The sequence below is a fragment of the Bacillus pumilus genome, assembly GCF_900186955.1.
In the GTDB taxonomy this organism is placed as follows: Bacteria; Bacillota; Bacilli; order Bacillales; family Bacillaceae; genus Bacillus; species Bacillus pumilus.
Genome location: NZ_LT906438.1, coordinates 1,612,285 through 1,628,993, shown reverse-complemented (window position 1 = coordinate 1,628,993; position 16,709 = coordinate 1,612,285). Strand labels below are relative to the sequence as shown.

Genomic DNA, 16,709 nt, shown 5'->3' with positions numbered 1-16,709 from the left:
AGAATAACTAATTTGTATTTTTAAATAATTGTGCACTTGTTGGGGGATGACCAATTATTTGTTCTAGCGTTTTCGTAAATGGCTGTAATTGTTTTGAAGAAGAATATTCCTGAAATCCGACTAACCATTCTAATACATCTAAAGGCATATTATTTTGGGATAAAATTGTTATAACCTCTTCTTTACTTTTACAATATAATTCAATTTTCATGTCTAAATCCTTTTCAAAGATATCCTTAAGCCTACTCATACTTACTAACTCTGGCCCTGTTAAATCATATGCTTTTCCAGCGCGACTTCTAACATCTTTTTTAGGGATCAAACATGCCTTTATAACATCAATTGTATTAATCCAATTAACTCCCTCGGGAGAAAATGCAGTTATTAATTTTCCAGTAGCACCTGCCCATCCTCTATAAAGTTCTATATTGATATCAAGCGGTGAAGTCCTATAAAGTATACTATTCTGATAAATTTTCAATAATTCACTTTCAAGAGAACCTAGTTCATCCTCGACATTATGCCTTCTATTAGATAAAAGAATTGTTTCCGTTTGAAAATCAGTATTATTTATAAAAAATTCTTTGTCATAATTGACCGCTCCGCCCAAATCAATAACTTGAACAGGGTAGTCGTCATAATCAACTTTCATCTTCTCTAAATAGACTTTTATTGGTTCTCTAATACCGACATAATGAATACTCATAAACAGCACTTCCCTCTTTTCTCTTTCTTATCTCTCAGTTAGATAAAATGATTAAACTTTTAACAGAAATAGTAATCTTCTTTTTGAGTTCTTCATAACATAGTTAACCTCGACTTTTTTCATACATTTACTTAACTTAATATCTAAATACCCAAAATAATTGATCCAAATTAACATCACCCCTCAATTAAAAAATAACATCTAGACCATATAATGACTTTAAATACATAAAATTTTAATTATAGTATTATTTTCCATGGTCATATTAAACCACACTTTTTTGGTGTTATCAATGTACTTTTCAGAAAATATAAAACTTTCACACTTAATTATTGACAAATAAAGACTTATGAACCATCATATGTAATATATCAACTACATAATCTATGTTGATAAATTTTATTTAAGGAGGTTTAAAGATGACTAAAATTACAATTCCAACTGCTTTGTCTGCTAAGGTACATGGGGAAGGTCAACATTTATTTGAACCAATGGCTGCGCGCTGCACTTGCACAACAATCATCTCAAGTTCTTCAACTTTCTAATCAACTTTAGGTTTTTTCGTAATATATATGATTGAAAAAACCTCCCACACACTTAGCGAAGCAGATTAGTTAGGTGTGTGGTCATCTTTTATTTGGAAAAATAGAAATTTTCCACACTCCTTAACGAAAACCTTGCATTTAACTCGCTTTTGTAAAGCTCCCTCTTATAATTAAACTAATTCTTGTACTTCAATTTAAATTCTCAACACAACTATTTCTCTTACATATATTTGAATTTCAACCCAAAGACACGGTGATCATGATACTAATGGGGTAATCTAGAGATAGTGGATAAAACAAAAAAGGCTATTGAGATTTTTCTCAACAGCCTACTACATTAACTATCGATTACTTTCACACCGCTTAAATCAGCCCCTTCTCCTTCTAAGATATAATAGGTCATTTTATCCATTGTCACTCCAATAAAATTTAATTTTTTAAACGTACATGATTTGAAATTAACATTTATTAATTTAGAATTCTCAAAAGAGATGTTTTTAAAATAACAATTTTCAAATGAAACATTTATTAAAGTTGATTCATCAATACGAACATTGGGTAAATGACAGCCATATAAAGATGAATTCGTTATCTCACAATGTTCAAAATGAGATTGAGTCAAATCACTCTTTTCAAAAGTTGATGTGGAAATTTTAGAATTGCTAACATTCATTTTTCTCAGATAACACCCATTAAATTCTGAATGGTTCATCACTTTTTGTACGATCGATAGCCCTTTAAAATCGCACAACTTATACTTAACATTTATAAAAGTCAACCAATCTAAATCAGCATTAACAAATATTTTTTTCACATGCTCTACTCGGTTATGATCATCAATATCTAATGTATTGACATCAATGCTTATTTCACCTGATTTCAGCTTTTCAATAAGCATATCCTGAACTTCTTCATCTTTTGTTCCAGCATTCTCCAGTTTTAATTTAACTTTTCCAAGCATCTCTAATAATTCTTTTTTCTTTTCTTCATATGTTTTGTCTTTTTTATATGGCCGAAAACAACTTTCAACATATAATTCTAACTTTTCACTTAACATTGCCCCACTCCTTTTATATAAAAAGACGGCTTACAAGTATTGATTTTTCGGTCAACGTTCTAGAAATAAACTAATTGAAGTTTAGATAAATCATTAAAATTTAAGTTAGTTTATGTGCATAACATTCAGCTGAAATTTTATAGCCTAGCCTCTGGCTCTCTTTATATATTTTTTATAACCAACCAACGAAAGAATAAATCCTAACAGTGTATAACCTATAAGGACTACTGTTACTAAGATCAAATTCTCCCCCCCGGGTAGTGTTGATACTGATTGCACTAAGCCTTGATGTGCCCAATACTGTGGGAAGAGCATTCCAATTATTTTTAAATAACTAGGTAATTGATCAAATGGAGTCCATAAACCACAAGCAACCGCTGTCCCTAAAGCAATCATGTTCGTCATCACTAAACCTGTATTCTCAGTTTTAGCAAATGCGGCGATGGCTACTCCCCATGAAGTGACTTGCATTGATAATAGGACAACTACTAAGAAATACGAGCTGTATTGTGTGATTTCAATACCATATAAGTAAACACCCAAAATGGTTAACAACAAAACTTGAAATAAAATGATGACAAAGAACGGAACACACTTTCCAAGAAAAAAATTATGCGGCTGTAAGGGAGTACTTGCCAGCCTTGCCACAATTCCTTTCTCTCGATCTTTTACAAAGCTAATTACAATTGAAATAATAACAAATGTGGAAAAAAACACACTCATTCCTGTAACCGATTGAGAAGCAACTAATGTTTTTTGTGCTTGTGAACTACCTGATGTAAATAATTCTATTAAAAGAATAATTGAAGCAACTGGCAACAAAATGGTCCAGAACAACAAAGATCGATCTTTCACTTGTTTTATGGATTCGATGCGGACTAATGGCCACATAAAAATCACTCCCGTTATATTAATTTAATTCGCTTTCTTATATCACTTTTAAAATAATCACATTTTTTAATTATTTTACCATTTATAGATGTATTTAATTATAATTAGTCAAATAATCTTAACTAACCTACTTATTATTTTAAATTGAAGGTTCACACAAGGTAATTCTGTTCGTTTGATGTATGCCTCTTAACTATGTCAATCACTCTTATAAGTTATATGAATTAAAATACGAGAGTGGTTTTCATTCATAAAGACATTTTTATTGGAATTGATCACGTAAATCTGTTCCTGTTAATTGAAAAAATACATCTTCGAGTCTAGGTCTGTACAAAGATAATTGTTGGGGAACCAATGATTCTTTTTTACTCAGTTTAGCCAAATCTTCTAAAGTTTCTAAGGGTTTTGTTGTTTTAACTAACACACCGCCTTGATAAGTTACAAAATCATACCCGAGACTAGTTAATGTTTTATTAGGAATCATAGAATCAAAAAAGACAGATGTTTCTGCATAACGATTCAAAAGTTCACCTATTTTTCCTTCTTCAACAATTTTTCCTTTATCAATGAAAGCCACATAATCACATAAACTCTCTATTTCCTCCATATAATGACTAACATAGATAATAGTTCTTCCCTCTTCCTTCAATTTGTTGATTATGTCAAAAATATAGCGTCTTGATTGAGGATCTACCCCCACTGTCGGTTCATCTAAAAGAATTAACTCAGGGGCGTGCATGAGAGCGCAGCCAATATTCAAACGGCGTTTCATTCCTCCTGAAAAATGTTCAACTATATCATTTGCTCTTTCCCACAACCCTACATCTTTTAGTGTTTTTTCTACTCTTTCATCTAATTTCTTCCCTTTTAAACCATAAATCTGTCCAAAAAACTCCATATTTACTTTAGCTGTTAATTTTTCCTCCAAGCTGATGTCTTGGGGGATGTAGCCTAGCGCACTTTTAGACTCACCAACATGCTCAACTTTGCCTTCATAAGATTTAATTATATGAGATATAATTTTCATTAAGGTTGATTTACCAGAGCCATTTGGACCTATTAATCCATAACAAACTCCTTCTGGAATCGTTAATGTAATACTTCTTAACGCTTGGGAAGCTCCGTATTTTTTACTGACGTTTTCTATTTTCAACATTCGGCACCCTTTCCTTTCATCTCATTTGTTTTTTAAAATGGCTTCAATAACACTCAAATATTCTTTGTAAGCGTGCTCTCCTAAATCTGTTATACTAACTATTGTTTTTGGTTTTTTATCCACAAAGGTCTTTGTAATTAGCACATAGCCAGCTTCTTCTAATTTTTTCAAATGCGAGCCCAAATTCCCGTCTGTTACAGATAAAGAACCTTTTAAGAAGGTAAAATCACATGTTTCATAAATCATTAATAAACTCATAATCCCTAACCGGACTTTTGGATGGATTAAATCATTTAAACTATTGACATTACTCATTTCCTTGTCCTTTTCTTTTTAAAATCACACCAGTTAATAACAAACTTCCTCCACCAATAAAAGCAAAAATAATGTTCATTAAACTAGGAAATAATAAAAATGTAGTTACACCTAAAACACTTAACCAGAACCCCATAATAAAAATCTCTTTAGCTAGAACAATACCTAAAAGTAAATACATTATGGATACCAATAAAACAATATAAAAGGGTAAATTATCTACTGTATATGGTAATAAACCAACACATATTAAAAAAATAAAGATACCTAAAATGATTCCAAGGCCAAGCCATGTGTATTGCAATTGAGTTCTTAAAAACAAGGGCATTGGTATCATTTTCCTTTGTTTAAAATATGTAGTTAAAGTGATAACCCAGCCCACAATACCTAAAACAAGCCAAAAGACACCTATAGTTATTGGATTAGCAAAAAGTAAAGGTATTGAATACCCCATTATCCAAATAAGGCCCCAAATGATAAAATAAATACTTGTTTGTTTACAATACTCTGTTTTATAGTTTGTAATCGTCTTGATATGAGATAAATTCTCTAATATTTCTGAATTATTCGATTTTTCATTCGGCATAAATAAACTCCTCTTCCACAAAGAACTCTGTACTACAGAGTATAGAATTAAATTTCCATTTAGTCAAGTTATTGGAAATGTTTTTTACAAATTAAGATAAAAAATAAAAATAACCACCTCCTTTTTTATGGGGAACGAAATCTCATAAATACCTTCTGTCACTTGATCCTTTCTGAAAACTTGGTTTAAGCAATATAAACAGCAAATGAAGTTCCTTATTCAGCAAGCATTCGCCATCAGTTCTTTTCGTTCATTCTTTTCGCATGTTCACTGATAAGGGCTGCCTCCCTGCTCCCTTTTATGATGCGGAAACCGTCATAATCGGGATAGAGAGAATCATCGTCTTGAATGCTTGTTAAAATCCAAAATTGACTACCAGCCCCTCCGAGCCGCTCAACTTCTGACAGCCAGCTTTGGTATACGTCAGGACGTGCTGATTGATTTTGATAGCCAAACTCTTCTAACACAACTGGTTTTCCGATTGTCTTCCCGCGGGTGATATGGTCTTCGATCCATTTCACTCCCCAAGCAGCAGACTTGTTCCAATGATCTGGGTACAGATGGTAGGTTCCATAATCGATATTAGAGAGAGCTGTCAAACGGTCCCAATCGACGCCTTCTCCGCCTCTGTAAAACCAATCTTCATGGCCTGGTATGCGAAAAAACCCTTCATCTCCTACTGCAACAAGATGGTGACGATCCAGCGATTTGATCCATGTACTCATTTCATCTGCCCATTTGACTAGTATATTACCCGTTGGATCTGACTGCACACGCGGCTCATTGGCTAGTTCCCAAGTCATAATAGCTGGATCGTCCTTATATTGAACACCTGTGTACGTATTCGTTCTTTCTAAAACATAACGCACATAATTTTTGTAAGCATGTTGAATACGAGGATCTGTATAAAAGGCATCATGTGATCCTGCATTGAACCACTTTACGTATTGATTCATCCCGCCAAAGTCATCCCAATTGTTCACTAGTGGGATGACAAGTTTTATTCCTTCCTGCCCCGCTTTATAAATCGCATAATCTAGTTTTTGAAAACCCGATTCTTCATAGACCCCTGGACTAGATTGTAAAACGGAGTTTTCTTGAGGGGCTCCGTCGTGAAATCCCCAAATACGTAAGACCTTTAAATTCATTGCTTTCATATCATCGAACACTGCATCTACCATCTTTTTAGATTTGTAATGGAAATAGTAATTATTTGTACCAGCAAAGTAAAATGGTTGATTGTTCAGCGTAAATTGTGTGCCAGACGTCTGTACATAAGCGGCGGCTTTAATCGTCAGTGAAAACCATCCGGCCCATATAGCGACCACAAGTATGAAGAAGGACACTCTTTGAGTCCACTTTTTCATTTACATTCTCCTCACAATCTATCCTTCTTCAGGTATGATCACATCTAGCCGAAGTGGTGTTTGTTCATTTGAATCAAGTTCAATTGTCTGCTGTTTCAACAGTTTACTTTCTTTACCGATTCGAATCTCATATGTCCCGTGAAATGCTCGACATGTCACATTGCCATTAGCATCTGTTTTTTCAACTCTTTGTGTCGTCCACTCATTTAGAAGCTTTTCGTAACGTCTACCTGCTTCATTTAAAGACCAATCGTAATTCACGATGGCCGCATGCTCACCTCTCCAATGGGCACCTGCCCAAAATCCCCACATTAGCACTCCTTTTACGGCTGGATGACTAAATGCGACACGATATAAAGCCTCTAGGTTATCCGCTCTTCTATTAGCGTCAGGGTGAACAGAGTCGTACTCTGTAACCCATATAGGAAGTCCAAGCTCAGCAAGCACATCGAGCCTCTCTTTTACAACGGCTGGATCGACCCGTTCTTCAAAATGTCCTTGTACACCAATCGCCTCAATAGGTGCGCCTAACTGACGAAGTTCATTGATATGTGCTTTATAAGCATGGTGCTCACCATATGAGATCACATTATAATCATTCACAAACAATCGTGCTTGAGGGTCAATTTTTTTCGTTTCTTCATACATCCATTTCCAAATATTTTTCCCGAATCGGTCTTTAAAAAATGAACCATGCATCATTTCATTGTTTACATCCCAGTGACGGAATCTTCCTTTAAAGTGATTGCCCGCATGCTCAAGCCGGTTTTTCATGGCTTCATACACTTCGTGATTCGGTAGTGACCTCAGCCAGCTTGGATTGGCATCCTCTACCTCCCAAAATAAAGCGTGCCCCCTTACTGGAAGTTGATGTTTATCTGCAAAATTCAGCATCGCATCTGCTTTTTCGTAGGTGATTCTCCCTCTTTCCGGCTCATTTGCATACCATTTTGCCTCATTTTCAAAAACAGCCCAATTAAAATGCTTCACAAAAAAATCGGCATATTGTTGATTAAATAACACTTGGTCATTCATCGCTGAACCAAATGCAAATTCATGCCTAATTTGCTTCAACTCAACCTCTATTCCTGCTATTGGCTTTTTATCGTGATTTGTGACGTTTATTTCAAGATCTCTTTGTCTATGCTCTGAGATTCGATCATTCGCCTCTTTTTTCCACATCAGATTGATCTGCTCATTTTCGCCCTTGTTTATTGATTGATGAAGAAAACTTCTTTCTTTGACCATGTAAAAACACCCTTATCTTCACTGTATTTATATTTCTTAAACAAACTGCCGGCTCAAAGAAACCGGCAGCTTAAATTTCACCTGCTAGTTGATTAGACGATGATATTCTGCGTAGGCAGTGGCCATATCCACTTGTGACCAAAAACGGTGATAGGTGAAAACCGGTGCCCCATTCTCCCATTTGCCTGTTGCTTCATTAAATGAAGACTGATATTTACTCTCGAGTGAAGACCATGCTGGATCTTGTTTAATGTTTGGACGAAGATCAGCAAAACTCGTATAGACCCCATTACCTCCTCGCTGCGGATCAGAAGGAATAGTGCTTGATCCAGGAATCTGATTCCCTTGACCAAAGGTCCCGCTCCAACCATTTGGGAAATACACTTCTTTTTTAAAGAAGCGGTCATAGTCCTCTCTGTCTTCCTCTGTCACAATGCCCACGCCATCATTGTAATTCCACGCCACCTCAAGGAGCTGTGCGGCTGCATCTTTCGCTTTTACGCCAAGCGCTGTATAATCCCCTGTTTCTAGCTTAGTAGCAGCAGCAAAGAATGTTAAAGCCTTGACGAGACTCCCTAGTACGCCCGTATCCTGAGTTGGATCTTTTGTGACAGCTGTTAAGTTTGGATTTCCTGTTGCAGACTGGAACCCATTCCAAGTATCAGGCTGTCCGCTCCATGCAATATTTCCAGGAAGCCAAAACTCGCCAGGTGCACTCGTTGTAGCCACAGCAGCATTTGTTCCTCCTAGAATTCTTTGTCCTTGGTCATCTAAGAAATACCCCTCTTCATCCGACACAGGACGGCTGCCGATAAAAATGTAATCTAATGCATAGTCGACCCATTTTGTGATACAAGATTTCGCCATTTGGACATTTTCAGAAGTTTTGTCTCCATCTTTCACAAAAATATAATAAAGCTCTGCTACGCGTTCCATCGGCCATGCCTGCATCCCGAACCAGTTATTAGAAGGTGGATCATGGTAAACAGGTGCATCCTCGTATGCCATATCGTAAAAAGTACTTCTTCCCGCCGGATATGCACTATAGTCTCCATTCCAGCTATTGGTTGCGCCTCCTGCTATCGCTCCCTCTTTTGATTGAAGCCATACATAAAATTCAAGCTGCCTTTTTAATGTTTTTTCCCAATCGCTTGCACCGGTAGCGGAAGATGGCTTTAAACCACCTTTGTCTGAGGACAAAGCATAAGCGGCGACAGGGTTTTGATACCCTTGGTGGCAGTGGCTCGCTCCGATACGCCATGACCAGTTTGCATAGTCGCCAAGTCCTCCGCCCCAAGAGGTATACCACGCCATTAAGTAATGACAGGCACCCTTTCCGTTTCCAGGGTACGGATTCCCTTGCTTGCCGCTTCCAATCGTTTGAAAATACTTATCGTACATACCGTAACGGAGAAAATCACCCATTTTTTTCGCTTTATCAAGATAGGTTGAATTATTGTAGCCGAGTTCCTTTGCCCAATACATCGCTTGTATTGCACGCGCATCAGCATCCGTCGCATTGGTATAGCGCCACTGAGCAGCTGGTGCTTGGTTTTCTTTTGTGAACAAGCTCATAAAGCCTTCATTTGGCTTCCCAAAAGATTGATCATCTTGTGATGGATGTGGGATCGCCTCCCATACAGATTCCTGCGGCCCGCGCTGGAACGTGTTTACATATGCGGCTGTATGTGATGGATTGAGTAAGTTCCCATATTTATACCAGTTATCGACATCAAGCAGCCAGTGCATTAAATACGTTTCATTCGTTCCATAGGTTGATTTCAATTCACCATCAATCGGATCTTGACCAGCAGGACGAGCTCCGCTCAGCTGACTAGGATATTGATCTGGATATGGTTTTTCCGCTGCGTATGTGGCTGGGCTAGAAGGATTGTAGGCGCTCATATGCGGCTGCTCATCATTTCCATCTTCATTTACTGGGATGATGTACTTCTCCATATTGTCCCAGGCTGCCTCTAATTTGCTCCAATCCCCTGTGTAATGTCCGTACAACACCTCTAGCCACAGCCAATAGCTATACGCTTCTGACGTTGTCATATGCCCATAATCAGGCGCTTCGCAAATAAGCGTCTCAATTGAATGATACGGAATTCCTTCTGATGAAAAATATCCATTCCCATCACTTTTAATTTGATGATAAAGCGTTAAAAACCGTTCTTTGTTTGACAAATCCTTCACCCTTTCAAAAAATCTTGATTTTTATTTGTCTGGAAGTGTACCAAATACTAAAGCACCATCATCAAAAACAGGAATTCTCGTTGTTTTTTGCATATTGGATGTTAAGCCTTGAAAGGAATAATCATTTGAGGCATCCCATATATTCGACCCATTTGGTGCAGATAATCGAAATTGTATTTCCTTCTTATGCTCTGATTCTCCTCCAGGAAAAATCGCTACGCCTGTAAAATCAATTTCTGCATAATACACGTGAGCTGATGCGTCATATACCTTGAGCGGAGATAAGGAAGCGCCTTCATTGTAGGCGGCTGTCACTTGAATATCTTTTTCAGTGAATCCCTTTGCAAAGACCTCACTCAGATTGACGTAATATCTAAAGGAGAGCGTTTGACTACGTCTAGCCGGCCATCCGGACCGGTTGTATAGAACCGCCTTTACTTGAGTAGATGTTGCATCGTTATTCATCACTGCTGCCTCTACAAAAAACTCATCCTCTGGTTGTTCTTTAGGCGGGAAATTTGGCAGCTTTGATTGCCCTTTTCCAAACAGCTGCACCATTTTGGCTATATTTCCTGTAAAAGCGGCATTATAGTCCGTCGCCACCTCGTTTGATACATAATCAGAGATGTCATCGTCATATTGATCCTGTGCATTTGGTCCGCCAACGAGCGCCCCAAAAAGAGTGTGACGATGATTCGAAGGATTTGTCAGTTGATTAGACCATGAACCGTGTGCAGTTCGGTGGTGTGGATGCTTCGGCGGGTTCTGGCCAAACCCAACGACATAGCTTCTATTAAGCGGATTATCACCAAGCATATAGTGAGTTTGGTTGATCGCAAACGTTTGGTATCGATTCTTTTTTTCTTCATCTGACACCCAATCAGCGTAAACAAAGGCTAAAAATGCTGCATTTGCTGTATAACGAAGCGAGCCCCATTGATCAAGCCATGCCAAACCACCAGGCGTATAAGTGATTCTTTCGACTTTTCCATTTTGAACAAAACCTGTGGTCCAGTAATCAAGATTACGCTCAGTCGATTCTATAAATCGATTCTCTTTCGTGATTCTGGCGAGTAAGATTTGCGAAGCAAAAAAAGTATTGTCCCAAGACATGGTAAACGTATAATCCCAATCCTTCGGCCATTCCTCTACTGCTTTTAATGCTTGATTTAAATAGGTTTCTTCATTTGTTGCCAAGAACAGCCAGATTCCGCCCCAAATGAGTTCATCAATATAGCCGCTCCATGAGTTGTAAAACGGCTGAGCGTTTGTGACACAATCTGTATACTCGCCGCGATACCTGTCAGCAAATGCATACAGCTGTTTCGCATGCGTCAGAAGCTTTGCTGCATAAGGGGCATCTGTCTCTTTAAAAATGATAGAGCCCGCTGCTAAAGCTGCCGCAGTTTGTGCAGCCACTTCTGTTCCTGGACAATTTTCATCAATTTTAAAAGCTGGCCGGCTCATCGACATCACTTCTGCCGGTCCCCACCAAGCATGATCAGCGTTCCCATCACCTACCTGCGCCCAAAACTCGTTCGGACCTGTATGAGCTTTCAAAAAATAATCTGTTGCCCACCTGATTTGATCGAGGATGTCATCAAGCAGTTCTGCCTCTTCATAGGCTTCTCGGTATTCATATACTGTCCATGCAAGCACAGCTGCTGAGTACGCCATTGGAAGTCCAAATTTCACATGATCACCTGCGTCATACCAGCCGCCAGTTAAGTCATGCCCTACATCCTTCCCGTCCTCTAGTCCAGAATCTCCCCGCCAGTTGAGACGGCTGCTTTTAGGCAGTTTTCCAGACCGCTGCGCTTCATAAAACAACAAGGATTTTTGAAGAACCTCTACATAGTTATACGATGCCATTTCTGTATGACTCACCCCTTCTATTTAGTCAAACATGAATAGACAAGCCACCTCCTTTGATTCAGAACGTGATTTGAACAGCTTTGAAAAGAATCAAATATGTTTCAAAAATAAGCATAGTAAACAGCAATCAGCTTTGCGCTCATCGAAGTTTTTTTCTCTTGATTCTTTCTGTGACTGTACCCAGAATGATCATATGTCGATTGAGAACATTTCAGACGGCGAAATTCTCTTTTTTGCTCTATTTGGGTAGAAAGAATGACATACAATCTCTTCTTTTAAAACATCACGCTAAATCAAGGTATATGAATGAATTAGAAAATGATTCCATTTGGTGGAAATTCTTTATTAGTTAACATAATAATATTATTGTATATATAAAAAAGAAACGCCCCTTTAAGGGCGCTCTTCATTGATCGCATTAAAACAAAGAAAGCTGGTTTTGATCAGGAAGTGCTTCTAAGCAGCCTTGACGATCTAAATATTCTAGAATCGTTTTCGACACTTTTCCGCGTTTTTGTAAATCCTCTTTTGAAAGGAATTCCCCATCTTGACGTGCGCGAACAATATTTAACGCAACGTTCGTTCCGAGTCCAGGGATTGAGTTAAATGGCGGAATTAATCCATCTCCATCAATGATAAACTCTGTTGCACTTGATCGATAGAGATCCACTTTTTTGAAATGGTAGCCTCTTTCACACATTTCAAGGGCAAGCTCTAGTACAGTTAATAGGTTCTTTTCTTTCGGTGAAGCATCTAAACCTTTTGAGTTAATATCGTCCATGACCGCTCGAATCGCATTCGATCCTTTTGTCATTGTTTCAATATCAAAGTCATCTGCACGAACGGTAAAGTAAGCCGCATAGTATAAAAGTGCATGATGCACCTTAAAGTAGGCAATCCGTACAGCCATTAATACATAAGCAGCTGCGTGGGCCTTAGGGAACATGTATTTGATCTTTTTACAAGAATCAATATACCAGTTCGGTACATTATTATTCTTCATTTCTTCTTCCCATTCAGGGGGAAGTCCTTTTCCTTTACGAACAGACTCCATGATTTTAAAGGCAAGTGACGGCTCTAAGCCCTGATAGATGAGATAGACCATAATATCGTCACGGCACCCAATCACTTCACTTAGTTCACACGTTTTATTGTGAATGAGCTCTTGCGCATTCCCGAGCCATACATCCGTCCCGTGTGATAATCCAGAGATCTGAACGAGCTCTGAGAAGGTTGTTGGTTTTGTATCCTCAAGCATTTGCCGAACAAACCTTGTCCCAAACTCTGGAATACCGAGTGTACCTGTTTTACAGCCAATTTGCTCCTCTGTTACACCAAGAGGCTCTGTTCCTTGGAAAATTTTCATCACTTCTGGATCATCTGTTGGAATCGTCTTTGGATCAATTCCGCTTAAATCCTGAAGCATACGAATAACCGTAGGATCATCGTGCCCTAGTATATCAAGTTTGAGCAAGTTGTCATGGATTGAGTGGAAATCAAAATGCGTCGTTTTCCAATCAGAACCTGTCGCATCTGCTGGAAATTGAATAGGTGAGAAATCGTAAATGTCCATATAATCCGGCACTACAATAATACCGCCTGGATGCTGGCCCGTTGTCCGTTTTACCCCTGTACAGCCTTGTACAAGCCGGTCGATTTCTGCGCCCCTCATATGAAGATTATGATCTCCAGCGTAGCCTTTCACGTAACCATACGCTGTTTTTTCTGCAACAGTACCAATCGTACCTGCTCGGTATACATACTCTTCACCGAACAGCTCTTTCGTATAGTTATGGGCAATCGGCTGATATTCACCTGAGAAGTTCAAGTCGATATCAGGGACTTTGTCTCCTTTAAAACCTAAGAACGTTTCAAACGGAATATCATGTCCATCTTTTTTGTACGGCGTGCCACATTCCGGGCAGTCCTTGTCAGGAAGGTCAAAGCCTGAACCAACAGATCCGTCGTTAAAGAACTCGGAATGCTTACAGCTTGGACATACATAATGCGGCGCAAGCGGGTTCACTTCGGTAATCTCTGTTAAAGTTGCAACAAGAGATGAGCCGACAGATCCCCTTGAACCAACAAGATATCCGTCATCAAGTGATTTCTTTACAAGCTTATGAGAGATTAAGTAAATAACGGCGAATCCATGCCCGATAATGCTTTTTAATTCTTTCTCAATACGGTCTTCTACGATTTTCGGCAAATCATCTCCATAGATGCTGCGCGCCATTTGATAGCTCATTTCCCGTACTTCTTCATCTGCACCTTCAATTTTTGGTGTGTATAGGTCATCTTTGATTGGTTTAATGCTTTCGACCATCTCAGAGACTTTTTTCGTATTCGTCACGACGATCTCTTTCGCTTTTTCCTCTCCTAGAAAGGAGAATGCTTCAAGCATTTCATCTGTCGTTCTAAAATGAACTTTTGGCAGTTCATGACGATTCAGCGGATTTGCTCCACCTTGTGATGAAATTAAGATTTTACGATAAATTTTGTCTTCTTGATGCAGATAATGCACATTTCCGGTTGCTACGACTGGTTTATTCAGCTTTTCGCCAAGCTTCACAATGTTTGTGATGATTTCTTTTAACGCACGTTCATCTCGAACAAGCTCCAGCTGCAGCAGATGCTGATACACTTCTGGCGGATGAACTTCTAAATAGTCATAAAATGCTGCAATGTCTTCCACCTCATCAGGTGATTTTTGCATCATCCCTTCAAACACTTCACCCTTATCACAGGCAGACCCAATAATTAAACCTTCTCGATATTTCTCAAGCTGTGAGCGCGGAATGCGCGGCACTCGGTAGAAATAATGAATATGAGAAAGAGAAACAAGCTTGAATAAATTTTTCAGCCCTGTCTCATTTTGTGCGATCAGAATGGCATGGTAAGGACGTGAGCGCTGGTAAGCATTAGACTGACCCATGTTTTCATTCAATTGATCGTGATAGGCAATATCCTTTTCAGCCGCATCTTTTAGCATTTTCAGCATGAGGTAGCCTGTCGCCTCTGCATCGTAAATGGCCCGGTGATGCTGCGTCAGTTCTATATCGAACTTTTTACAAAGTGTGTTCAGCCGGTGATTCTTAAATTCTGGGTAAAGGAATCGGCCAAGTTCCAGTGTATCAATCACAGGGTTTGACGCTTTATCTGTTTTTAACAGGCGTTTGTATGCTGTATTTAAAAAGCCCATATCAAAGCTTGCATTGTGCGCAACAAGGATATCTTGTCCAATCCATTCTTTGAAATCCCGTACGACATCGACGACATCTGGAGCATCTTTGACCATATCATCCGTGATACCTGTTAATTCGATCGTTGTCGCTGATAGTGGGTGATGAGGATTTGCAAATGCCTCAAAACGGTCAATGATTTCTCCGCCCTTTATTTTCACTGCTGCCAGCTCAATAATCGTGTCATACACAGCTGAAAGTCCAGTTGTCTCTACGTCAAATACAACATACGTTGCATCCTCTAACAAACGGTGCTCTGGATTATAGGCAATAGGTACTCCGTCGTCAACCAAGTTGATTTCCACACCATACATCATTTTGATGTCATGCTTTTTACTTGCTGCATACGCATCTGGGAAGGATTGTACAACCGCATGATCCGTCAGAGCAATCGCTTCATGTCCCCATTTTTTTGCTTGTTCCACCAACTTGCCGATGCCAGTAACAGCATCCATTTGACTCATTGGGGAATGCAAATGAAGCTCGACACGCTTTTCACCCTCAGGTGCCGTATCCTCTTTCAGCTGAGGTTTCATTTCATTGACGTCATTGGCAATCATGACAAGGTCTCTGACAAACGTATCGTTTTGAATGCTTCCTCTTGCTTTGACCCACATGCCTTTTTTCAATGATTTCATCAGCTGGGCATCTTCTTTTTCTCTTGCAAACATTTTAATTAAAATACTGTTTGTATAATCTGTAATTTTAAAGATACAAAGCGTTCTGCCGCTTTTCAGCTCACGCGTTTCTGCATCGAATACATAGCCCTGAACGGTGATTCTTCTTTCCTCATCCATAATACTATCAAGCGTACGAATTTCTTCATTGTCTTTAATTTGATAGCCAATCATGAGTGGGCCAGACGGACCTTCTTCCTGCTCCTCACTTTCCTTCTTCTCCATCTCAGTGAGGGCTTGCATCGCTCTTTCTTGATCTTCAGCAAGCTTTTGTTCTCTGAACTTCTGAATCTCTTGATCTGATACAAAAATTTCTGTATCAAATTGCAATTCTGGAAAGCCTACTTGTTTAAAAGCAGCCTGGAGCATTGGACTGTACTTCTTCTTGATGGCCAAAGCCTCTGTTTCGCTTTTCGTTTTGATGATGATTTTATGTCCAGACAGCGATGGTTTTTGCTGCTGAAGCAAGCTGATAATTGGAGGAGAAATTCCTTGAAGCTCTTCCACACAATGTGACCAATACGATTGAACGAGCTCTTCAGAGATGCTCGAATCATTGACTTCAATCGTGCAAGTGACTTGTGCAATATGAGAAAATGCATTTGTCAGCCTGCTGAGAAACATGGCATATACCTTGTAAGGCAAAAGCGCCTTAAATTTAAAAAGGAAATGCCACGTTTTCGCCGCCTTATGCACCGTCAATTTGACGATTTCTCCTTCTTCAAAGTAACGACTGAGGTCATCATCTGTCATTTGAATCTGATTGAGTAATATATGAAATTGCCGCCGTGTGATCGGTAATTGTTCATCCAAGACAGGACCCTCCTTTTGTCAATCAGAAAGGT

Annotated in this window: 12 protein-coding genes; 1 reads left to right on the top strand and 11 read right to left on the bottom strand. The window is 38.8% G+C overall.

The window, feature by feature from the left end; translation table 11 throughout:
* Window positions 1-7 precede the first annotated feature (7 nt).
* The gene (locus CKW02_RS08200) at window positions 8-706 is read right to left on the bottom strand and encodes a Rossmann-fold NAD(P)-binding domain-containing protein (protein WP_003211085.1); all 699 of its coding nucleotides are present in this window, start codon (window positions 704-706) and stop codon (window positions 8-10) included.
* 419 nt (window positions 707-1,125) lie between these two features.
* Here CKW02_RS08200 and CKW02_RS08195 point away from each other — a divergent pair, with 419 nt between their 5' ends.
* The gene (locus CKW02_RS08195; RefSeq protein ID WP_003212531.1) at window positions 1,126-1,251 is read left to right on the top strand and encodes a plantazolicin family TOMM peptide; all 126 of its coding nucleotides are present in this window, start codon (window positions 1,126-1,128) and stop codon (window positions 1,249-1,251) included.
* Window positions 1,252-1,588: 337 nt separating this feature from the next.
* On the opposite strand, the gene CKW02_RS08190 is transcribed toward CKW02_RS08195, so the two are convergent.
* The 10 genes from CKW02_RS08190 to CKW02_RS08145 all read right to left on the bottom strand — a co-directional run bounded on the left by CKW02_RS08190 (window position 1,589) and on the right by CKW02_RS08145 (window position 16,617).
* Window positions 1,589-2,308: a pentapeptide repeat-containing protein gene (locus tag CKW02_RS08190; protein ID WP_003212115.1), complete on the bottom strand. Its 720-nt coding sequence runs from the start codon at window positions 2,306-2,308 to the stop codon at window positions 1,589-1,591.
* 144 nt (window positions 2,309-2,452) lie between these two features.
* Window positions 2,453-3,199, bottom strand: a complete 747-nt coding sequence (locus CKW02_RS08185; protein ID WP_003212220.1) for an ABC transporter permease — start codon at window positions 3,197-3,199, stop codon at window positions 2,453-2,455.
* Window positions 3,200-3,461: 262 nt separating this feature from the next.
* Complete coding sequence (locus CKW02_RS08180; RefSeq protein ID WP_003211121.1) at window positions 3,462-4,355, bottom strand: ABC transporter ATP-binding protein; 894 nt, start codon at window positions 4,353-4,355, stop codon at window positions 3,462-3,464.
* Between the two features lie 21 nt (window positions 4,356-4,376).
* Complete coding sequence (locus CKW02_RS08175; protein ID WP_034619900.1) at window positions 4,377-4,670, bottom strand: winged helix-turn-helix domain-containing protein; 294 nt, start codon at window positions 4,668-4,670, stop codon at window positions 4,377-4,379.
* Complete coding sequence (locus CKW02_RS08170; protein ID WP_003211448.1) at window positions 4,663-5,256, bottom strand: hypothetical protein; 594 nt, start codon at window positions 5,254-5,256, stop codon at window positions 4,663-4,665. The genes CKW02_RS08175 and CKW02_RS08170 overlap by 8 nt, the downstream gene beginning before the upstream one ends.
* A 236-nt stretch (window positions 5,257-5,492) precedes the next feature.
* Window positions 5,493-6,623 (bottom strand): glycoside hydrolase 5 family protein, encoded by a 1,131-nt coding sequence (locus CKW02_RS08165; protein ID WP_003211289.1) that lies wholly within the window; start codon window positions 6,621-6,623, stop codon window positions 5,493-5,495.
* Between the two features lie 18 nt (window positions 6,624-6,641).
* Window positions 6,642-7,871 (bottom strand): endo-1,4-beta-xylanase, encoded by a 1,230-nt coding sequence (locus CKW02_RS08160; RefSeq protein ID WP_003211457.1) that lies wholly within the window; start codon window positions 7,869-7,871, stop codon window positions 6,642-6,644.
* A gap of 84 nt (window positions 7,872-7,955) precedes the next feature.
* Window positions 7,956-10,061 carry a glycoside hydrolase family 48 protein gene (locus tag CKW02_RS08155; RefSeq protein ID WP_003210908.1) on the bottom strand — a complete coding sequence of 702 codons (2,106 nt, stop codon included), beginning with the start codon at window positions 10,059-10,061 and terminating at the stop codon, window positions 7,956-7,958.
* Between the two features lie 30 nt (window positions 10,062-10,091).
* Window positions 10,092-11,942, bottom strand: a complete 1,851-nt coding sequence (locus tag CKW02_RS08150) for a glycoside hydrolase family 9 protein (protein ID WP_034619902.1) — start codon at window positions 11,940-11,942, stop codon at window positions 10,092-10,094.
* 421 nt (window positions 11,943-12,363) lie between these two features.
* On the bottom strand, window positions 12,364-16,617 hold the full coding sequence (locus CKW02_RS08145; RefSeq protein ID WP_231953230.1) for a PolC-type DNA polymerase III: 4,254 nt from the start codon (window positions 16,615-16,617) through the stop codon (window positions 12,364-12,366).
* Window positions 16,618-16,709: the final 92 nt, after the last annotated feature.